Here is a 21688-nt window from a genome sequence, read left to right as displayed (position 1 = left end):
CGAGCATTATGGAACTGGTCCGCGGCATACAGAATCTGCGGCCCCGGCATCGGGGCTGCGTGGCGACAATTGGCAACTTCGATGGCGTGCATGCCGGGCATCAGGCGATTCTCAAGCGCCTGCGTGCTGACTCTGCACGCATGAATCTGCCCGGCTGTGTCGTCATATTCGAACCCCAGCCACGCGAATACTTTTCGCCGGGTGATGCACCGCCGCGCCTGACGCGCCTGCGGGACAAACTCGCGCTGCTTGAGACGCAAGGTGTCGACCGGGTGTTGTGCTTATCATTCAACCGGCGGTTGCGCGAAATGAGCGCCGAGCAGTTCGTGCAACAGATACTGATCGATGGCCTTGGCGTAAAGCATCTTGAGGTGGGTGACGACTTCCGTTTCGGTTGTGATCGCTCTGGCGATTTTGCCTTTCTGCAGGGTAGCGGTGAGCGCCATGGTTTTACGGTGGAGGCTGCCAACACTGTCGCTGAAAGTGGCGAACGGATCAGCAGCACCCGCGTGCGTCAGGTACTGGCTGAGGGCGATTTTTCCCTGGCTGAACGTCTGTTAGGCCGGCCTTTCAGTATCAGCGGTCGGGTGCTGCATGGCCAGAAGCTGGGCCGCCAGTTGGGCGCACCCACTGCCAATGTCCAGCTCAAACGTCTGAGAGCGCCGCTGCAGGGTGTGTATCGCGTCAGTGTCGAACTGAATGGTGTGACGCAGAAGGGCGTGGCCAATATTGGCTCTCGGCCAACGGTCGATGGCGACGGTCAGGCCCATCTGGAAGTGCATTTGCTGGATTTTGACGGCGACCTTTATGGTCGGCGAATTACCGTGGTATTCCACGAAAAACTACGCGATGAACAGCGATTCGATTCGCTGGACGCGCTGAAGGCGGCAATCAAGGCAGATTTTGCTGCCGCCCGAGCCCAATGGGGCCTGTGACTCCAATCAAGTGAGCCTGGAAAGAAGATGACTGATTACAAAGCGACGCTGAACCTGCCGGAAACCGCCTTCCCGATGAAGGCCGGTCTACCCACCCGTGAACCGGAAACCCTCAAGCGCCTGGACAGCATCAACCTTTACCAGAAGATTCGCGAGATCAGCCGTGGACGGCCAACCTTCGTCCTGCACGACGGCCCGCCCTATGCCAATGGTGATATTCACATTGGTCACGCGGTAAACAAGATCCTCAAGGATATGATCACCCGCTCCAAGACGCTTTCCGGTTTTGACGCGCCTTACGTGCCGGGTTGGGACTGCCATGGCCTGCCGATCGAGCACAAGATCGAGGTCACCCACGGCAAGAATCTGGAGCCGGGCAAAACCCGGGAGCTGAGCCGCGCCTACGCCGCCAAGCAGATCGAAGGTCAGAAGGCCGATTTTATCCGCCTGGGCGTGCTCGGCGAATGGGACAACCCGTACAAGAGCATGGACTTTGCCAACGAGGCCGGGGAAATCCGCGTACTCGGCAAGTTGGTCGAGAAAGGTTTTGTGTTCAAGGGCCTGAAACCGGTCAACTGGTGTTTTGACTGCGGCTCAGCCTTGGCTGAAGCCGAGGTGGAGTACGCCGACAAGCAGTCGCCTACCATTGATGTGGGCTTTCCCTGCGCCGAGCCGGAGAAGCTGGCCGCGGCCTTTGACCTGAATGAGCTGCCCAAGCAGGCGCAAATGGTCATCTGGACCACTACGCCCTGGACCATCCCCGCCAACCAGGCGCTGAACGTCCATCCGGAATTCAACTATGCGCTGGTCGATGCCGGCGATCGCCTGCTGGTGCTGGCCGAAGAGCTGGTGGAAAGCTGCCTGGCGCGCTATGACCGCACCGGTGAAATCATCGCGCGCACCACCGGCGACCGCCTGGAACTGATCAACTTCCGTCACCCGTTCTATGATCGTCTGTCGCCGGTTTACCTGGCTGATTACGTTGAGCTGGGTGCGGGCACGGGTATTGTGCATTCAGCGCCGGCCTATGGCGTTGACGACTTTCATACCTGCAAACGTTACGGCATGGTCAACGATGACATCCTGAGCCCGGTTCAGGGCAATGGTGTATACGTCGATTCGCTGGAGTTCTTCGGCGGCCAGTTTATCTGGAAGGCCAACCCCAACGTGGTGGCCAAGCTGGAGGAGGTCGGTTGCCTGCTGGCGCACGAACAGGTCAGCCACAGCTATATGCATTGCTGGCGCCACAAGACTCCGGTTATCTACCGTGCCACCGCCCAGTGGTTTATCGGCATGGACACGCAGCCGCACGAAGGTTTGCCGCTTCGTCAGCGCGCGCTGGCAGCCATTGAAGAAACCGAATTCGTTCCGGCCTGGGGCAAGCAGCGCCTGCACAACATGATTGCCGGTCGGCCTGACTGGTGTATCTCCCGCCAGCGCACCTGGGGCGTGCCGATTCCGCTGTTTCTGCACAAGCAGACCGGTGACCTGCATCCGCGCAGCATTGAGCTGATCGAGCAGGTTGCGCAGAAGGTTGAGCAGGGCGGCATTGAAGCCTGGTTTACCATGGATGCCAGCGAACTGCTGGGCGCCGAAGCGGATCAATATGACAAGATCAGTGACACGCTGGACGTGTGGTTTGATTCCGGCACCACGCATATTCATGTTATGCGCGGCTCACACCCCATGGGTCATCAGGAAGGTCCGCTGGCCGACCTGTACCTGGAAGGCTCTGACCAGCATCGCGGCTGGTTTCACTCCTCGCTACTGACCGGTGCCGCGATTGACGGCCACGCGCCGTACAAGGGCCTGCTAACCCACGGCTTTGTTGTCGACGAGAACGGCCGCAAGATGTCCAAATCCTTGGGCAACGTGGTCGCGCCGCAGGAGATCAACAACAGCCTGGGTGCAGATATCCTTCGTTTGTGGGTGTCCTCGACCGACTATTCCGGCGAGATGGCGGTATCCAAAGTCATTCTGCAGCGCAGTGCAGACGCTTACCGGCGAATCCGTAACACCGCGCGCTTTCTGCTCTCGAACCTGAATGGCTTCGATCCCAAGGAGCATCTGCTGGCGCCTGAGCAGATGCTGGATCTGGATCGCTGGGCTGTCGACCGTGCGCTGTTGCTGCAACAGGAAATCATTGAAGCTTACGACACCTACAAGTTCTGGAACGTGTACCAGAAGGTGCATAACTTCTGTGTGCAGGAGCTGGGTGGTTTCTATCTGGACATTATCAAGGATCGCCAGTACACCACTGGCCCAGACAGCACCGCGCGGCGCTCCTGCCAGACGGCGATGTACCATATCGCCGAAGCACTGACGCGCTGGATCGCCCCCATTCTGTCGTTCACCGCAGAGGAGTTCTGGCAGTACCTGCCGGGTGAGCGCGGCGACTCGGTCATGCTCACGACCTGGTATGACGGGCTTACCGCGCTTCCGGAAGGCATTGAGCTGGATCGTGCCTATTGGGATGAGGTTATGGCGGTCAAGGTCGCGGTCAACCGTGAGCTGGAAAACCAGCGTAACGCCAAGGTCATCGGCGGCAACCTGCAGGCCGAAGTGACCTTGCATGCGGATGAATCCCTGACCAACACGCTGGCCAAGCTGGGCGACGAGTTGCGTTTTGTATTGATTACTTCCCAGGCCGGTCTTGCTCCACTGACGCAGGCCGGTTCAGACTGCGTTGATACTGAACTGCCTGGCCTGAAGCTGAAGATCGTCAAGTCGACTCACGCCAAGTGCGCGCGCTGCTGGCACTTCCGTGCGGACGTTGGCTCGCACCCAGAGCATCCTGAGATCTGCGGTCGCTGCGTAGATAACATCCAGGGCCCGGGCGAGGTGCGCAAGCATGCCTGATCTGCGTAACGGCAGCCTGCGCTGGCTGCTCTTGTCGGCCCTGGTCATCGGCCTGGACCTGCTGAGCAAATGGTTTGCCGAGGCCAACCTGCAGATGTATCAGCAGGTGCCGGTGATTGATGGTCTGTTCAGCTTTACTCTGGCCTACAACCCAGGCGCCGCCTTCAGCTTTCTGGCCAATGCCGGCGGCTGGCAGCGCTGGTTCTTCGTTGCCATTGCGGTCGGCGTAAGCGGTATGCTGATCGTCTGGCTGGCGCGGCTGCCGCGGCAGAAAATCATGGAGCCGTTGGCGCTGGCACTTATTCTGGGCGGTGCCCTGGGCAATCTGTATGACCGTATCGTGCATGGTCATGTGGTGGATTTTATTCTGGTGCATTGGCAGCAAAGCTGGTTTTTCCCGGCTTTCAATATCGCCGACAGCGCCATCACCGTAGGTGCCGCGTTGTTGATTCTGGACATGTTTTTTGGTGGGAAGAACAAGGCTGGGGCTAACGCTAAAGTTAGCTGATACTGCCGCAGCCTTGCCGCAACAGCATTACCTGGCACCACCGGCACAACCCAAACTCGAGGCAAGCTCATGACCGACATTCGCATCAACCACGACACGGAAGTGACCCTGCATTTCACCTTGAAGCTGCCCAACGGCGACGTGGTGGATACCACCACGGACAAGACCCCTGCCACATTCAAAGTGGGTGACGGCAGCCTGTTGCCTGGCTTCGAACAGAGCCTGTTCGGCCTCAAGGCGGGCGATCAGCGCAGCTTCGCTATCGAACCCGAACGCGGCTTCGGTCCCGGCAACCCGCAGAATATCCAGACCGTTGCTCGTGATCAATTCAACGAAATGGAACTGGAGCCCGGCCTGCTGGTGATCTTCCGCGACGCCGCCGGCGGCGAACTACCCGGTGTGGTCAAAACCATCCACGAAACCACTGTAGACGTGGACTTTAACCACCCGCTGGCGGGCAAAGTGATTACCTTCGACGTTGAAATCATCAAGGTGACTGCGCTCTGAAAGGTGCTACATCGCACGTCATTTCTCGGATTCCGTCATCCTCGCGAAGGCGGGAATCCAAGCGGTCTATCATCAAACCACGCCAGCCGTCGATTTACCCAACCACATCATGGATAATGGCAGCTAATACTCATCCGTAAGCCACCCACAACCGAGGCTCCCATGCAGATCAAACTGGCCAACCCCCGCGGCTTCTGTGCCGGCGTCGACCGTGCCATCGAGATCGTCAATCGCGCGCTCGAGGTCTTCGGCCCGCCGATCTACGTGCGGCATGAGGTGGTACACAACAAATTCGTCGTTGAAGACCTGCGCAACCGTGGCGCCATCTTCGTCGAAGAAATCGAGCAAGTTCCTGACGACGTCATCGTCATCTTCAGCGCCCACGGCGTTTCCCAGGCAGTCCGCAAGGAAGCCAGCGATCGCGGTCTGAAGATCTTCGATGCCACCTGCCCGTTGGTGACCAAAGTCCATATGGAAGTCGCGCGCTACAGTCGTGATGGTCGTGAGTGTGTATTGATCGGTCACGCCGGCCATCCCGAAGTGGAAGGCACCATGGGTCAGTACGATGACCGCAATGGCGGCGCTATCTACCTGGTAGAAGATGAAAACGACGTAGCCAAGCTCAACGTCCGCCATCCGGGAAGTCTGGCGTTCGTTACCCAGACCACTCTCTCGATGGATGATACGGCGCGCGTCATAGACGCGCTCCGAGCGCGCTTCCCGGCAATTGACGGACCGCGCAAGGACGACATCTGCTATGCCACTCAAAACCGCCAGGATGCCGTCAAGCAGCTCGCTAGCGCCTGTGACCTGGTGCTGGTGGTGGGCAGCCCCAACAGCTCCAACTCCAACCGGCTGCGCGAATTATCCGAGCGCATGGGCACACCCGCCTATTTGATTGACGGCGCGGATGAGATTCGCACGGAATGGCTGGAGGGCGTCAAGCATATCGGCATCACCGCAGGCGCCTCTGCGCCGGATATCCTGGTACGCCAGGTAATCAGGCACCTGCATGGTCTGGGCGCCCAAGGTGAGGAAGAACTGGCCGGGCAGGAAGAAAATATCGTCTTCAGCATGCCCAAAGAGCTGCGCGTGGTATCGCTGGACTGACGTGGGTGACGGGTTGGTCTAGCGGGGTTTCAACGCCGGCCATAATCCGGAAATCCCGGCAATGCCTTGAGCGCCTATCTCCTGAGCGCGCTCAAGATCGTCCAAGCTAAGGCCGCCCAACAGATACACCGGCATATTTGCCATCGCTGCAAGCTCTGCAGCCCTATCCCAGCCAAGATGCGCAGCCCCGGGATGGCTTTGTGTAGGGAGCACCGGTGAGAGGGTGACAAAGTCAGCGCCGATATCGTTCGCCATCTGCAGTTCTTCCGCGTTGTGGCAGGACGCGGCCAATAACCCATCCCAAGTCTCCTCGCACTCAGGCCGTCGCTCCAGCTCATCAGCACTCTGTAGGAGCGAGGGTCCCGTCGCGAAACGCTTCCCCTTGCACCACCCAACCGCATGCAATTCCCGTAGCTGCGCCGACGTCACATGCCAACCAGACCCCTTCAACGGTGGCTGCTCCCCTTTCAATATCCACATAACCGCTTCGCCGGTCTTGGCCATCAGGGTCGTAGCCAAGTTTGCATAATCAGTCTGACTCAGCTCAGTCTGCCGCAACTGAACCATCCGCACGCCCAGTCCGCTGGCCACTCCCAGTCCAGTAATCAACTGGTCTGCATCGTAGTTATCAGGCGTAATCAGATAACGTTGGGGGAGGGTAGCAGCAAGAACAATAGGCTTATTCGCAGCTGGAAACGCATATTGCCCGAGGTCTTGAGGTGCCACCCACCTTACCTGCTGTCCCTCGGCACCATGTGCTTCTCCGCTAAACGCAGAAACGCTCCACACATCCAGGCGTATGGATTTGTCAGGATAGTCATGGCGGATATCAATCAGCGGACGAGCGTTGGTAATGTGAATCCCAAGCTCCTCCTGCAGTTCGCGCGCGAGTCCATCCAGGCGAGGCTCACCTTCTTCCAGCTTGCCCCCGGGGAATTCCCACAGCCCACCCTGATGTGCGGCATCAGGGCGCTTGGCAATCAAAATGCTGCCATCCGCTCGGCGAATCACTGCGGCCATTACATGGATACGACGCACGGGATCAGCGGCTCATTGCTGGGGCAGATCCCCTGAATACAGATCCTGTTCCAGCTCTTCGCCCGGGACCACATGTTCTTCAGAAGCCCACGCGCCTAGATCGATTAAACGACAACGGTGCGAACAGAAAGGGCGGTCCGGAAAGCTGTCATCCCAGGTCACCGGGGCTTTGCAGGTAGGGCATTCGACGCTCAGGGTCATGGAGTGGCTCCTGTAGTCATGGCCAGGTAGCGTTCATGCAGCGCGTCAACTTGTGCGTGCAGTGTCGCGAGATCCTGGTCATTTAGAATAATGTCATGGGCATGCCTCAGGCGGTCTTCACGCTTGGCCTGGGCCTGCATGATAGCCTTGATCTGCGCGTCAGGCACGCCGTCACGTTGGCTGGTACGCAATATCTGCGTCGCCTCGGGCACATCCACGACGATGATACGCTCAGTCATGGCATGTTGGCCGGACTCAACCAGCAGCGGCGAAACCAGTAGCGCGTAAGGCGACGTCGCAGAGGCCAGGTCATTGGCAATTTCTTCGCGAATCAGCGGATGCAGAAGTGCTTCCAGCCACAGACGCTGATCAACATCCTGGAACACGCGCTCACGCAGTGCTGCGCGGTTAAGGCTGCCGTTCTCAAGCAGTATGTCAGAACCAAATCGATCCACAATATGTTGCAGTGCGGGTCTTCCGGGTTCCACGACCACGCGAGACTTGATGTCGGCATCCACTACATGAATGCCGTGCGCGCTGGCAAAGCGGTCAGCCGCAGCGCTCTTGCCGCTGCCGATGCCGCCAGTCAAACCTATGATCATGTTTAGAATCCGGCGAATTGAAGATATGTGCCGGTAATTGTGTCACCCCAGATCAATGCAATCCACCCGGCAATCGCCAGATAAGGACCGAAGGGGAGGGGAGTTGCGTTGGACTGGCCGCGGGTTTTCAGGATGATGACGCCCAAAATGGCGCCCACCAGAGAAGATAGCAGGATGGTCAAAGGCAAAATCTGCCAACCACCCCAGGCGCCGAGCATAGCCAACAGCTTGAAATCGCCGTAGCCCATGCCTTCCTTGCCGGTAACCAGCTTGAACGCCCAGAATATGATCCAGAGCGTTAAATAACCTACTACCGCGCCCCAGAGCGCAGAGCTAAGGTCAGTCAATAGGCCGAAGCTGTTGATGATCAACCCAAGCCACAGCAGTGGCAGTACTATCGAGTCGGGTAGCAACTGGGTATCGGCATCAATCAGGCTGAGGCTGATCAGCCCCCAGGTCAGTACCAGCATGGCTCCAGCAGCCCAGGTAAACCCGAATTGCCACGCCACAACCATGGACAGCACAGCCGTCAGCAACTCCACCAACGGATAGCGCGAACTGATTCGCGCCTTGCACTGGCCACAGCGCCCGCGTAACAAAACATAGCTCAAAATCGGCAGATTCTGCCAGGCTTTGATCTCTGTGTTGCAATGCGGGCAGTGTGAGTGCGGCAGGATCAGATTGTAGGTCGGTTCTTTCGGCTGTTCAGCATCAGGTTCTAGCATCTCCCGGGCTTGTCTGAGCCAATCGCGTTCCATCATCCGCGGGACGCGATGGATGACGACGTTGAGGAAGCTACCAACCACGAGGCCTAATAAGCCGGCGATCAAAATAAAGGCCAGCGCTTGGCTGGCCAGGTATTCGAGAATGGGCATGGTTTAAACGATATTACCCAGTTGGAAGATCGGCAGGTACATGGCGATAATCAAACCGCCGACCAATACACCCAGAACCACCATGATCATTGGCTCCATCAAGGTCGTCAGATTGTCCACCGCGTTGTCGACTTCCCCCTCGTAATAGTCGGCTACCTTGTCCAGCATGCCATCCAAGTTGCCCGACTCCTCACCGATGCCAGCCATCTGAATAGCCATCGAAGGAAAGACATTTGTAGTGCGCATTGAAAAGTTCAACTGTGAGCCAGCCGAAACATCTTCTTTAATTTGCATGACAGCATTGTAAAAAACTACGTTACCCGCAGCGCCGGCCACCGAATCAAGAGCGTCTACCAAGGGGACCCCTGCGGCGAACGTGGTAGACAGGGTGCGTGCGTATCTCGCCACTGCTGCCTTATAAATAATGTCGCCGATCACGGGAGCTTTTAGCAGGAACCGATCTTGGGCGTCACGAAATTTTTTCGATCTTACATGTACCTGGGTGTAGACGTAGCCAAGCACAATAAGCCCAATAAGGATGAGGAACCACCAAGATTGGAGCCATTCGGATAAGGCGATGACCATTAGCGTGAACGCCGGTAGGTCCGCACCGAAGCCAGAGAACACCTCTTTAAACTGTGGTACGACCTTTAGCAACAATATGGCGGTTACGACGATGGCAACCACTATTACTGAGATTGGGTACGTCATCGCTTTTTTGATTTTAGATTTTAGAGCTTCAGTCTTTTCTTTGTACGTGGCAATACGGTCCAGTAGCGATTCAAGACGGCCTGATTGCTCGCCGGATTCGACCAAGTTGCAGAAGAGGTCATCGAAATATTTTGGGTGTTGGCGCAGTGAATCTGCGAGGGTGTTACCTGCAGCTACATCAACTTTGATCTCGTTGACAAGTTTCTGGAGATTAGGGTTCTCTGTGCCTTCGGCAATGATGTCGAACGACTGGATAATCGGTACGCCCGATTTCATCATCGTGGCCAGTTGGCGGGTGAAAAAGGCGATGTCCAGCGGCTTGATCTTTTTGCCCTTGCTGCTGAATAAGGTCGACTTTTTGCTTATTCTGGTAACCACCACGCCCTGCTTGCGCAACTGTGCCTTGATCAACGCAGCGTTGGTTCCTTGAAGCTCTCCAGCAACTTTGGTGCCTTTACGATCCTTACCTTCCCACTTGAATGGGATGGTCTTGGGCTCTTTTTTGGCAGCGGGCTTTTTTATAAGGGCCGTTTTCCTTTTTACTGCTGCTTGTTGCGCCATGACTTAATCCTTGGTCACTCGGTTGACTTCCGCCAAGCTGGTTACGCCCTGTTCGACTTTTAATAGTGCGGACTGACGCAAGCTCCTGAATCCCTCACTCTGGGCGACATCGGCAATCTCAATGGAATTGCCATCTTCCATGATAATTCGCTGCATCGCCTGGGTGATTCTCACTACTTCGTATATCCCCAATCGTCCTTTATATCCGTCTTTACAATTTTCGCAACCTACAGGGCCATATATTGTGAAGCCAGCATCAATTTTTTCTTGGCTGAAACCTTCTTCGCGCAGTACTTCTTTAGGTACATCCATCGGCTGCTTGCATTGCTTGCAGAGCTTACGTGCCAGGCGTTGAGCGATGATCAGGTTGACCGAGGTGGCGATATTAAAGGACGGGACGCCCATATTGCGCAGTCGTGTCAGGGTTTCGGCAGCACTGTTAGTGTGCAGGGTCGAGAGCACCATATGTCCGGTTTGAGCTGCTTTAATAGCAATTTCCGCAGTTTCCAAATCACGTATTTCCCCCACCATGATTATGTCTGGATCCTGCCGCAGAAAGGCACGCAGTGCTTTGGCGAAATCCAATCCTTGCTTGATATTGACGTTAACCTGGTTCACGCCCTCGAGGTTGATTTCCACCGGGTCTTCAGCAGTAGAAATGTTGCGCTCAACCGTATTGAGAATATTCAAACCAGTATAAAGGGAGACGGTTTTGCCTGAGCCTGTTGGACCAGTAACCAAAATCATCCCCTGCGGCTTGGCTAAAGCGCTCAGATACATCTGCTTCTGATCTTCTTCGTAGCCTAGCGCATCAATACCCATCTTGGCGCTTTCAGAGTCCAGAATACGTAGCACCACCTTCTCGCCCCACAGGGTTGGCAAGGTGTTTACCCGAAAATCGATGGCCTTGTTCTTGGATATCTTCATCTTGATACGGCCATCTTGAGGCTTACGTCGCTCGGCCATATCCATAGCGGACATAACCTTCAAACGGGCGGCAATTCGCACCCCAAGCTGCACCGGAGGCTTGGCAATCTCATGCAGAATGCCGTCGGTGCGAAAGCGCACACGGTAGACCTTCTCGTAAGGCTCAAAATGCAAGTCGGACGAGCCCATGCGGACGGCATCTAGCAACATCTTATTAACAAAACGCACGATCGGGGCGTCATCTGCATCACCGCCACTGGCGCCCTCCGCTTTGTCATCGTCTCTGACTGTCTGAACATCGAGATCATCGAGCTCTGCGTCAGTCATGTCCCCCAGGCCACCAGTGGGGCTGTCGAGGAATTTGTCTATAAGGGCGTGTAATTTGTCGTCCTCAACAATTACGGCATCTGTCATCAAGCCAGTGCTGAATTGTACGTCGCTTAACGCCTGTTGATTCGTGGGGTCCGATATTCCAAGAAATAGGCGAGAGCCCCGTTTGAATAGCGGTAAAACCGAATGTTGGCGAATGAGCTTTTCGCTAACCAGATCTTGCGGTTGTGATTCCTTGTCGATGGCGTTCAGGTCGCAGTACGGATACCCAAACTCTTCAGCGCAAAGCATCGCCAAGTCGCGTGAGTTCGCGAGCTTATTTTGTACGAGGTAGGTAATAAAGGGGATCTTGTCTTGTGTGGCCTGCTTGCTGGCCTTACTGGCGACCTGAGCGTCCAGTAGCTGATCCTGAACGATACGCCGGGCCAAACCGGAGAGCGCGGGGGTATCCATAGGCTAGATTAGGTCTCAACGTTGTGTTTATAGGCTATTGGTGCCGACTATAGTACAGAGCGCATGCTGTGCACACCTGCTGGGCTTAAAAAAGGATTGCCGGTAAAGGGGGTGACAAAAAATGTCAGTGGGTGACAAATATCATCGTATGTAGTAGCGCTTCAAAAATCATTCCAGCTAAAAAAGCTCCGCATTTCGGGCTTTCAGCTACTTGGCACGGGTTCTGCATCATGATGGTCAGCCCCACAGGCTAAATCACACTAATGGAGTAGCATATGAAAGCTCAAACGCAGAAAGGTTTTACTTTGATTGAACTGATGATCGTGGTCGCGATCATTGGTATTTTGGCGGCTATCGCTCTGCCTGCATATCGCGACTACACTCAGCGAGCTGCTAACGGTGCTTGCTTGGCTGAAGCCAAAGCTTACATGGGCGGTGCAGTTGCTGATGCAGCGGATCAGCGTGAGCCGGCGGCTTTTGAGAATGAGGCCTGTGCTTCAGGTCCAGATATGACCGTTGCTAATTATAATGCTGATGCTCCACTAACATTCGTTCCTCAAACTCAGGGCAACGCGACTATTTTAGAGAATACAACCTGCCAGTCTGGTACTGGTACATGCGTACTTGCTGGCACAGGCACCTAAACCCAAGTAATAGATAGTCGGGCATTTTCAATGGCACTGCTAGTCATTATAAATGCGGCTCCCTAATGAAAATCCCCGGCTTGCCGGGGATTTTTGTTTCTGTCTGTTAGTGTCGCTAGATATAGCTGCGAAGTCTCCTGTATTGGCTCTATTTTTCATTTCAGCTAGATGTTTAGCATGAGAATTAGTCATGTTCAGAGCTTATTAAAATTAGCTGCGTCATTACCTCATCATAGCCTCGGGCAGTGGGCCTGGAAGGGACTTACTGGTAGCCTGAGTCGTCCTCGTAACTATAAGTAAAGTAATCTTCGTTGCTTGGTAAGGTCGCTTTGGTCATGGATGGAGTTAACTAACGATGGATGGTAATGTGCAGATGTATAGGCTTTCGACTTGGATTAAAAGATACTGCAGGATTATGTGGGCTGGTCTGCTTTTACTTGTTTTTATTTTTTTTGCTTTTTCGGCGGTTGTTGCTTGGCATCCGGATTTTAACTGGCACGATCAGCAACGGGTTTTACAGCTATTATTATTGGTGATCGCCGCTACGGGGCTCTTTTTTTTGCATCCGATTGCTCTGCCGCCCTTTGTATTTTTACTTGTGTTAGCAATTTTCACGCTTGGTCTTTTTTCGGTTCTTTCTTCTGAATGGCCTAGTTGGGCTTGGAAGGAATGGGGCCGGTATCTTGGTCTGGTCATATTAGCGCTTGTATTGGGAAGAGCGGCCAAGAAGGCCTGGATAGTAAAATTAGTGCTGGGAACCATGGTGTGTATTGGGTCGTTGCATGCTTTTCAATTTATGGTTTATTACACAGCAGCCTTTATCTCTGGCATATATATGCTGGATTCAAATATTTTATTTAATGGATTTTCTAATCCTCGTTTTTTTGCACAATTTCAGGTTCTGCTTATGCCGATTTTGGCTTGGCTAGCTTGGTATCTCAAACCTAGAAATCTTGCGCTCAGTATTCTATTTTTAGCGATTTTAATGACTCAATGGTGCATGACATTTGCGTTAGGCGGCCGTGGTCTGTGGTTCGGGCTTTTAGTTTCTTCTATTATGCTACTGCTATGTTCTCCTAGATACTGGCGTTTAATAATGGTTCAGGCTGCGGCAGGTCTGGCGGGCTTTGCTATCTTTGTTCTGCTCTTCTACTTGATCCCTACTTGGCTGGACATTTTGCCGGAGCGGCTAAGCAATCTCCGTACCAGCCTATCCGGGCGAGACCTCATATGGTTCTGGGCGTGGGAGATGGTGCAAGATAATCCTTGGCTGGGCGTTGGTCCGATGCATTATTCTGCAGTCTATAACCCGATCGCCGCGCACCCTCACCAGGTTCTATTGCAATGGGCTGCTGAGTGGGGTTTGCCCGCTGCCATTATGACATTGGTGCTTGCTCTCTGGGGTACGGTATTTGGTATGAAGGAACTCCGCCAAGGCCCTATAAATTTCATGCATGCGTCCGTCTGGTTGTCGATCTGTGGAGCGCTGATTTTAGCGCAGGTGGACGGAGTTTTCGTCATGCCCTATATAGAAACTTGGTTAGCGATTTTAGTTGGGCTCGCCTTGGCATTTTGGGTAAGACCAATAGATGCTCCTAAGCTGCAGTTGACTTTTTTTCGTATTATGGCGATTCCGGTGCTGATCATTCTGGGAAGTGTCCTTGTTTACGAGGTCCCAACGGTACCGCAAGCTAGCGACCGCTACATGCGCGAGCACAATACCAGCTTATTGCCTCGTTTTTGGGCTCAGGGCTGGGTCCCAATGGATCGGGCAGACTGAAGTTTTCAAAACGATATCGTGGAGGCAACACAGGAGATTAGACGTTTCTTGATTCGGCATTGAATTTGCCGAAGCTAGGCTCGGATGAACACTTCTTGTCTAGAGGTGGTAAGAGAGATATCGCCAAACAGGGTGATTTGAGAAAAGAGTTTGTAAGCTAAAGCGCATAAATATGAGAGTAGCTATGAAGTCTCTAAAAGGTTTCACATTGATCGAGCTAATGATCGTCATCGCGATCATAGGTATTTTGAGTGCCATCGCGTTGCCCGTTTACCGTGACTACCCCCAGCGCGCGGCTAACGATGCTTGTTTGGCCGAAGCTAAGGCGTATATGGGTGGTGCGATTGCCGATGCCGCTGACGGTCGTGAGCCTGCTGGTTTTATAGCTTCTGCCTGTGAGTCCGGCGCTGATATGTCCATTGCTGCTTTCAATGCAGACAGCGCGTTGACATTCTCTACTAAAGTGAGAACCAATCCAGATATTGTAGAAGATACTTTGTGCCAGGCAGGCACGGGTTCATGCGAATTTGTAAACCTTACCTCCCCGTAAGCGGTGTTTCGCTCAGGGTGACTTGGACCAACCAACTGTTGATGTCCATCCTAAATTTTTGATGGTCTACCAAAGCTGATTCTACCTTAAGTAAGATTCATTCTCGTGCGGTGCGCTCCACCCTAATTCTACAGTCAGTTATCACCGCTTCACGATTGGCATTTTCACACGGCTGAGTGAAACCACCGCTAGTCCACCCCCACACCTCTCCAGTAGACTGACCCCAAATAATCCGGGGAGAAAATATGCGGCACCGTCCATGGGTTCTCCTGGGTATTGCGCTGGTGGCGCTGGCCTGGTTGGCCAGCGAGGAGATTCAGCACTCCTACTATCAATCCCGGTTCGTCAGTGAGTACGCGTCGCACCTTACCTATGAGCTGATGGATGGCCCGAGTGAGCGGGTCATCTACCCCGAGTACGGCCCTTTCGATCACCGCTACGGTTATACAGCGCTGCCCGCTTTGCTGCCGCGTCTGCAGTCGCTAGGTTACTCTGTCGTGTCCCAGGCGCAGTTTTCCGATCCGTTGCTGCGGTATGTCGAACAAGGCTTCTACCCCCCTTTTGATGAAAAGACTCAATCCGGTCTGACAATAAACGACTGCCGGGGCGAGCCGGTGTTTTCGTTTCATTACCCCGAGCGTTATTACGAGAGCTATCAGCAAGTCCCGCCCTTACTGGCCGAGGCGTTGCTGTTTATTGAAGATCGTGAGCTATTGAGTGATGAACACCCTAACGCCAACCCAGCAGTGAACTGGTTGCGTTTGGCTGGCGCGTCCGTGTCGTTGGCGGGAAGCCGGTTTAACGCGGACCGTTCGACACCGGGCGCGAGCACCATCGCGACGCAGATCGAAAAGTTTCGCCATTCACGTGAAGGTCGAACCCAAGGCCTGGAAGATAAGCTGATGCAGATGGGCTCTGCCAGCGTGCGAGCCTATAGGAATGGCCCCAATACCATGGAAGCGCGTCGTCAGTTGGTACTGGACTATATCAATACCGTGCCACTGGCGGCCGCCCCTGGGCATGGGGAGGTCAACGGCGTCGGTGATGGGTTGTGGGTATGGTTTTCGGAAGATATCGAGCGCTTTAGCCGTCGTTTATCTGGTGCTGAAGACCTGACTGGCCAGGCGGTCGCGCTGCGTCAGGCCCTGGCGCTGATGATTGCCCAGCGTCGGCCATCCTACTATCTACTGCAGGGGCGGGGTGACCTCAACAGTTTGATTGACAGTCACTTGCGGCTTCTGACCCGTGAGGGGCTGATTGAGGCGGCGCTGCGTGACGAGGCTTTGGCCCAGCCCCTGGTGTTTCGTAACTGGTCGGAAGAGCCGCTGCGACAGCGCTTTGCGTTGGACAAGGCTATTACTGTAGCCCGCGCGCGGTTGTCTGGTTTGCTGGGACAATCGCAGTACGCAGTGGACCGCTATGACCTGCAGGCCGAAACCAGTCTGCATGGTGAACTGCAGCAGCAAATCAGTACTTATCTGGAAAGCTTGTCGACCCCGGAGATGGCCGGGCAAATCGGTCTTTTGGGTGAGCGACTTCTGTCGCCGGAAAAGGTCGGGGATGTGCGCTACAGTTTCACGCTGATGCAGCACGGCGCAGACGGCAATCAAGTGCGCGTGCAGACAGATAACACTGGGCTGCCATTTGATTTGAACGAGGGTAGCAAGCTGGAGTTGGGCTCTACTGCCAAACTGCGGGTGCTGGCGACTTATCTGGGAATTATCGCTGAGCTATATGAGCAGTTGAGCGAGTCAGACCAACAGGCGCTGACAAAGCTGCGCGCTGACAACGAGAACGTTTTGGCGGTGTGGGCTGCAGGTTACTTGAGTGCCAATCCTGAAGCCACCTTGGCGCAAACGCTGGAGGCCGCGCTGGAGCGACGTTATTCGGCCAGCCCGGACGAACGGTTCTTTACCGGCGGTGGCGTACAGCGCTTTGGCAACTTCCTGCGCTCGGACAACTACCGTAACCCGACGCTACGTGAATCCCTGCGCGAATCGATCAACCTGCCCTTTGTGCGTTTGATGCGCGACATTCTGCGCTATGCCATTTACCAGTCACCGGACAGCAGCATGAACGTCATGCGCGACGACGGTGACCCTGCGCGCAAGGTGTACCTGCAGCGGTTTGCTGACAAGGAAGGTCAGACTTTCCTGCTGCGCTTCTGGCGCAAATACTCAGGCTTGACGGAGCAGGAGCGGCTTGATGTCTTCCTTGACGGCTTGCGGCCCACGGCTACGCGCCTGGCGGCGGTGCATCGGTATTTGTACCCGGATGCAGATGAGACAGCGTTCCAGGCTTTTATGCAGACCCAGCCTGGGATGAGCGAACTGGGTAGCGCTCGGCTTGGCAGTCTGTACCGTGATTACGGTCCGGGGCGTTACGATCTGCCGGACCAAGGCTATATCGCCCGGGTGCATCCGCTAGAACTGTGGTTGGTGGGGTATTTGCGCCGCCAGCCTGAGAGCAGTTTCAGTGACGCAGTCCAAGCCAGTGAGGCTGAGCGGCAAGAGGTTTATGGGTGGCTATTTCGCACCCGCCATCGCAGTGCGCGGGATTCGCGCATCCGTACCATGTTGGAAGTAGAAGCCTTTCTGGAAGTGCATCGGCGGTGGAAGCAGATGGGTTATCCATTCGAGCATCTGGTCCCCTCGTTGGGCACAGCCTTGGGAAGCTCCGGTGATCGTCCTGCTGCGCTGGCTGAGTTGATGGGGATTATCCAGAACAACGGCATGCGTTTCCCCAGTCGGCGCATCAATGATCTGCATTTTGCTGCAGGCACGCCCTATGAAGCCCGATTGCAGCGACCTGAGGAGGTCGGCATACAGGTGATGCATGCTGATGTGGCAGCGGCGTTGAAGGGCGTGCTGTCCGAGGTGGTTGATGGCGGTACTGCGCGGCGTCTGCAGGGTACTTTTGTCGGCGTGGATGGGCAGGCCTTGGCATTAGGTGGCAAGACAGGCACGGGCGACAATCGCATTCATAGCATGTCCGCTAGCGGCCGGTCGACCAGCAGCCAGGTGATGAACCGTACCGCGACTTTTGTGTTTTTTCTCGGGGATGACCACTTCGGCACTCTGACGGCTTTTGTGCCAGGCAAAGCAGCAGACGGCTTCCGCTTTACCTCTGCATTACCTGTGCAGGTGCTCAAGGGGATGGCACCGATACTGCAGTCTTATTTGCAGGAGGGAAGGGCGGTTTGTGAGGTGGCGCGGGACTGACAATTCGGCCTTGACGCCGTCAAGCCGCTTCACCTCGTCGAGCCCGCTCCGCGTCGTCATTCCCACGCTCCTTCTCGGCATGCCCGCCACACTTCGTCATTCCCTCCCGCTACCCCGTCATTCCGGCCCCACCCCGCCATTCTCGCGAAAGGCGGGAATCCAAGCGGTTTCGCGGTTCACTCCCGCCCCCTTACCCAGCCGAAAAGCCGAATGGATCCCCGCCTTCGCGAGGATGACGATTCTGGGGGATGCGAGTACTGTTTGTCGGCCAAACCGTAGAGCCAACCTAATACTCCCGTCATTCCCGCGCAGGCGGGAATCCAAGCGGTCTGGACCAGTCACACACCCTCCCCGTCATCTCGTCATTCCCGCAAAAGCGGGAATCCATTTTGACCTTGGTTTTTATTGTCTTTCGGCCCCAACGGATCACTACCTGCGCAACTTCTTGCGCACATATCCCCTTGATCTGATTGATCTTTCTACCAGCCTAGACCACCCATTTTGCCGACTGGCTCACATAACTCCACACCTCTATCTGCGATAATCTGCGCGCGCCCAGCACGGCCGCTTTCGCTCTCAGCCCTACCAGCACAAGGAACATCGGATGTTCGCCGCCGCCAACCAGGCCCACTTCACCCTCGATATTCCCGGCCTCAGCCACGACTTCAAAGTCCTGTCCTTCGAAGGCGTCGAGCACATCAGCCAGCCCTACCATTTTCAGCTGGAGCTGGTCAGCGAACGCCCGGACCTGGATATCGACCGCCTTCTGCAGCAACCGGCCTTCTTCAACTTTGCAGGGAATGGCAAAGGCATCCACGGTCTGATCCACCGCGTCGCCCAAGGCGATGCCGGCAAACGCCTGACGCGCTACCACATAGATCTGGTCCCGCATCTGCTTTACCTGGGCCACCGCACCAACCAGCGCATCTTCCAGCACCTCACCGTACCGCAGATCATCGCCCGAGTATTAAGCGACCACGGCATCCAGGCCGACACCTACCGCTTTCAGCTCAACAGCGAATATCCCCAGCGCGACTACTGCACCCAGTACGACGAAACCGACCTGCACTTTGTTCAGCGCCTGTGCGAAGAAGAAGGCATCCATTACCACTTCGAACACAGCACCGATAACCATCTTTTGGTCTTCGGCGACGACCAGACCGGCTTCCCGAAACTGGATCGCCCCACCGCGTATACTCAGGACAGCGGCCTGGTCGCCGATGAGCCAGTCATAAAGCGCTTCGCCATGCGCGTCGAAACCCGCCCCAGCCGCGTCACCCGCCGGGATTACGACTTCGAAAAGCCCCATCTGCTGATGGAAGCGGCGCACAAGACCGAGCAGCCGGTCGAAGGGGAACAACCGCCCGTCCCGCTACCCGACCTGGAAGACTACGACTACCCCGGCCTGTTCAGCGAACGCGCCCGCGGCAAGCACCTGGCCAAACGCAGCCTGGAACGCCACCGCAGCGATTACCGCCTGGCCGAAGGCAAGAGTGATGTACCTACGCTAATCAGCGGGCACTTCCTCACGCTGTCCAACCACCCCAGAACCGACTGGAACGACCTGTGGCTGATCACTGGGATTCAACATGAAGGCAAACAGCCCCAAGTGCTGGAAGAGTCGGTCACCAGCGACGTCAAAGCATCAGACGGATTCACTCAGGGCTACCGCAATCAATTCACTGCCACCCCGTGGGACGTCCCTTTCCGCCCGCAACTGAACCACCCAAAGCCAAAAATGCTGGGCAGCCAGACCGCCGTCGTCACCGGCCCTGAAGGCGAAGAAATCCACTGCGATCAATACGGTCGCATAAAGGTCCAGTTTCACTGGGATCGCGAAGGCCAGGGCAACGACCAGACCAGTTGCTGGCTCAGAGTCTCCTCCAGCTGGGCCGGCAACCAATACGGCGGCATCGCCATCCCCAGAATCGGTATGGAAGTCCTGGTCACCTTCCTCGAAGGCGACCCCGACCAACCCCTGGTTACCGGCTGCCTATACCACAAGACCCACCCGGTTCCCTACGAGCTACCGGCACACAAAACCCGCAGCGTATTCAAAACCCTGAGCACTGCTCCGGGCGGCGGTGGCGACGGGTATAACGAACTGCGCATCGAAGACAAGAAAGGCGAAGAACAGATCTACCTGCACGCCCAGCGCGACTGGGACGAGAACATTGAGAACGACCAGAAGATCCGCGTCGGCAACGAACGTCATGATCGCGTCGAAGCCAACAGCTACACGGAATTTCTGGCTGAAGAGCATCACACTACTCACGCAGACAGAAAGACCGAGATCAAAGCCGACGACCATCTGACCGTCGGCAATAATCAACACATCAAGCTGGGTACGGGCCAGTTCCTTGAAGCGGGTAACGAGATCCATTACTACGCCGGTAGCAAAGTGGTTATCGATGCAGGCATGGAGCTGACTGCCAAGGGTGGAGGCTCCTTTCTAAAACTCGACCCCAGTGGTGTTACGCTCAGTGGCCCGGTGATCAAGATCAACTCCGGAGGAGCGGCGGGTAGGGGCGGCGGAATTCGATTATTGCCGGCGGTGCTACCTTTGGTTGTTGATCAAAGCCGTGCAGGCGATCTTCTGCATAAATTCAGTCATGAATATTTTGACGAGCAATGCCGTTTTATTACTTGTCATGGGGCCCCAATCGCGGGCCTCGACGGGGCGATCTCCTTGCCTGGAGAGTCTATGCCAAGAGTGTTCCAAACGGGGAGAGAGGGGAGGTCGGAACGCTTTCAGACTGAGCATGCTGAAATTTTGCAGGTTTATCTGCGATGGGATGAGCTTGAAGTATCTGACTCCGCTGACGATTACCTGGCAGGTAGAAACTCATGACTGAAGCCGTCACTACACTTAATACCAATAGAGTCCGCGACTCTGTACAAGATGTAACGCTGGAGTGCAGGGAGTTATGGTCTGTGGGGCAGCAAGAGGCGATACGCAGATTGAGTGAAGAGCATTCGCCTTGGTACTCACGGTCAACCAAGCGCCGCTTGATTCCGGATTTCAGCGCTAGAGCTGCACGCATTGCTGCCAGCTATGCGCGATTTTATTTGGAAATTGAAGAAGGCGGAATGCCGGAGCACAAGGGTCGCTTTTACTGGATGGGCTTAGCCGCGTTTGCCAGTAAACAGGTTAAGTGTGCTCTCGATTTTATTCCCGAAGACCCTTTGTTTCACTTGTCAGTAGTGCCGGGGGCGAGTGTCAGCAAGAACGCTCTTGGCCAGGGAAACTTTTGGCTGTTCCAGGATATTTTTGTTTGGCATTGGTTTTATGCGCGCTTTCCAGAGCAGTTTGCCTACTGCTCGCCGAAGCGAGATGCGTCTGATGCGGTAGACCCTGTAAATACCAACATGACAGCATTACCTTGGGCAGCTGAGTCTTTGTCGACGCTAAACAATCTCCGGCTGACTAATGAGATTACTCAGGCATTCAATGACATTCGAGCGTTTGAAGTAACCACGGACATGGAATCTAAGCGAGTCCTGCAGCTCAGTTCGCTGATGGTTATTGCCAATCATGAACAGCTCAATATCCTGCAGCCGTTGATTTATGAGAACTGGGCTTTCAAGCGTTCACTGGATATGCAGTCATTGATTGAAGGCGTTCCTCTGGTGCCCAAACGAGTCGCTTCCTTTACGACTACATGTGATACCGACAATGGCGAGCGACGAGTGCAAATGCGTGAAGGCAATTTGTACGAAGAGGCTGACCGGATGGATTTCATCGCTTCCATTGCCGAGCGCTATCATTTACTGATGCAAAGGCAAAAGCGATACATGGAGGAGGTAATATCCTCAATAGCTGCATGGGGTTCTGTTCGGTGAAACGATTTATTTGGATTCTCCTCTTTACCTTAA

17 protein-coding genes are annotated in these 21688 nt (G+C 55.2%); 11 read left to right on the top strand and 6 right to left on the bottom strand.

Annotation, left to right across the window (positions count from 1 at the left end):
- The first annotated feature begins 8 nt into the window (after nucleotides 1-8).
- The 5 genes from ribF (at nucleotide 9) to ispH (ending at nucleotide 5919) form a co-directional block, all read left to right on the top strand.
- On the top strand, nucleotides 9-935 hold the full coding sequence (gene ribF, locus DT594_RS08690; protein ID WP_149332320.1) for a bifunctional riboflavin kinase/FAD synthetase: 927 nt from the start codon (nucleotides 9-11) through the stop codon (nucleotides 933-935).
- A gap of 27 nt (nucleotides 936-962) precedes the next feature.
- Nucleotides 963-3794: an isoleucine--tRNA ligase gene (gene ileS / locus DT594_RS08685; protein ID WP_149332319.1), complete on the top strand. Its 2832-nt coding sequence runs from the start codon at nucleotides 963-965 to the stop codon at nucleotides 3792-3794.
- Nucleotides 3787-4302: a signal peptidase II gene (gene lspA / locus DT594_RS08680; RefSeq protein WP_149332318.1), complete on the top strand. Its 516-nt coding sequence runs from the start codon at nucleotides 3787-3789 to the stop codon at nucleotides 4300-4302. The genes ileS and lspA overlap by 8 nt, the downstream gene beginning before the upstream one ends.
- 69 nt (nucleotides 4303-4371) lie before the next feature.
- Nucleotides 4372-4809, top strand: a complete 438-nt coding sequence (gene fkpB, locus DT594_RS08675; RefSeq protein WP_149332317.1) for an FKBP-type peptidyl-prolyl cis-trans isomerase — start codon at nucleotides 4372-4374, stop codon at nucleotides 4807-4809.
- Between the two features lie 162 nt (nucleotides 4810-4971).
- Nucleotides 4972-5919, top strand: a complete 948-nt coding sequence (ispH, locus tag DT594_RS08670) for a 4-hydroxy-3-methylbut-2-enyl diphosphate reductase (protein WP_149332316.1) — start codon at nucleotides 4972-4974, stop codon at nucleotides 5917-5919.
- 18 nt (nucleotides 5920-5937) lie between these two features.
- Here ispH and mutT read toward each other — a convergent pair whose 3' ends face one another.
- Genes mutT through pilB form a run of 6 tightly spaced genes read right to left on the bottom strand, consistent with a single transcriptional unit; the run spans nucleotide 5938 to nucleotide 11617 of the window.
- Nucleotides 5938-6957: an 8-oxo-dGTP diphosphatase MutT gene (gene mutT, locus DT594_RS08665; RefSeq protein ID WP_149332315.1), complete on the bottom strand. Its 1020-nt coding sequence runs from the start codon at nucleotides 6955-6957 to the stop codon at nucleotides 5938-5940.
- A 12-nt stretch (nucleotides 6958-6969) separates the two neighbouring features.
- Nucleotides 6970-7158 (bottom strand): DNA gyrase inhibitor YacG, encoded by a 189-nt coding sequence (gene yacG / locus DT594_RS08660; RefSeq protein WP_096345142.1) that lies wholly within the window; start codon nucleotides 7156-7158, stop codon nucleotides 6970-6972.
- On the bottom strand, nucleotides 7155-7760 hold the full coding sequence (coaE, locus tag DT594_RS08655; protein ID WP_149332314.1) for a dephospho-CoA kinase: 606 nt from the start codon (nucleotides 7758-7760) through the stop codon (nucleotides 7155-7157). Before coaE ends, yacG begins: the two co-directional genes overlap by 4 nt.
- A gap of 2 nt (nucleotides 7761-7762) precedes the next feature.
- Entirely contained in the window at nucleotides 7763-8635 is an 873-nt protein-coding gene (locus DT594_RS08650) for a prepilin peptidase (protein WP_149332313.1), read from the bottom strand.
- 3 nt (nucleotides 8636-8638) lie between these two features.
- Complete coding sequence (locus DT594_RS08645) at nucleotides 8639-9907, bottom strand: type II secretion system F family protein (protein ID WP_149332312.1); 1269 nt, start codon at nucleotides 9905-9907, stop codon at nucleotides 8639-8641.
- 3 nt (nucleotides 9908-9910) lie between these two features.
- Nucleotides 9911-11617, bottom strand: coding sequence for a type IV-A pilus assembly ATPase PilB (gene pilB / locus DT594_RS08640; protein ID WP_149332311.1), 1707 nt, complete (start codon nucleotides 11615-11617; stop codon nucleotides 9911-9913).
- A 275-nt stretch (nucleotides 11618-11892) separates the two neighbouring features.
- Between pilB and DT594_RS19140 the strand changes: the two genes are divergently transcribed.
- The 6 genes from DT594_RS19140 to DT594_RS08610 all read left to right on the top strand — a co-directional run bounded on the left by DT594_RS19140 (nucleotide 11893) and on the right by DT594_RS08610 (nucleotide 21655).
- Nucleotides 11893-12261, top strand: a complete 369-nt coding sequence (locus DT594_RS19140; protein ID WP_149332310.1) for a prepilin-type N-terminal cleavage/methylation domain-containing protein — start codon at nucleotides 11893-11895, stop codon at nucleotides 12259-12261.
- Between the two features lie 415 nt (nucleotides 12262-12676).
- Nucleotides 12677-14041, top strand: a complete 1365-nt coding sequence (locus tag DT594_RS08630) for an O-antigen ligase family protein (RefSeq protein WP_149332309.1) — start codon at nucleotides 12677-12679, stop codon at nucleotides 14039-14041.
- A gap of 184 nt (nucleotides 14042-14225) precedes the next feature.
- On the top strand, nucleotides 14226-14591 hold the full coding sequence (locus tag DT594_RS19135) for a pilin (RefSeq protein WP_149332308.1): 366 nt from the start codon (nucleotides 14226-14228) through the stop codon (nucleotides 14589-14591).
- Between the two features lie 245 nt (nucleotides 14592-14836).
- Nucleotides 14837-17812 (top strand): transglycosylase domain-containing protein, encoded by a 2976-nt coding sequence (locus DT594_RS08620; RefSeq protein ID WP_149332307.1) that lies wholly within the window; start codon nucleotides 14837-14839, stop codon nucleotides 17810-17812.
- 604 nt (nucleotides 17813-18416) lie between these two features.
- Nucleotides 18417-20663 carry a type VI secretion system Vgr family protein gene (locus DT594_RS08615; RefSeq protein ID WP_149332306.1) on the top strand — a complete coding sequence of 749 codons (2247 nt, stop codon included), beginning with the start codon at nucleotides 18417-18419 and terminating at the stop codon, nucleotides 20661-20663.
- Complete coding sequence (locus tag DT594_RS08610; protein ID WP_149332305.1) at nucleotides 20660-21655, top strand: DUF2515 family protein; 996 nt, start codon at nucleotides 20660-20662, stop codon at nucleotides 21653-21655. Before DT594_RS08615 ends, DT594_RS08610 begins: the two co-directional genes overlap by 4 nt.
- Nucleotides 21656-21688: the final 33 nt, after the last annotated feature.

Origin of the sequence: Halopseudomonas laoshanensis, from assembly GCF_008365385.1 — a bacterium.
In the GTDB taxonomy this organism is placed as follows: Bacteria; Pseudomonadota; Gammaproteobacteria; order Pseudomonadales; family Pseudomonadaceae; genus Halopseudomonas; species Halopseudomonas laoshanensis.
Note: the sequence above shows the minus strand (reverse complement) of the source record. Positions and strands in the feature narration are given on the sequence as shown.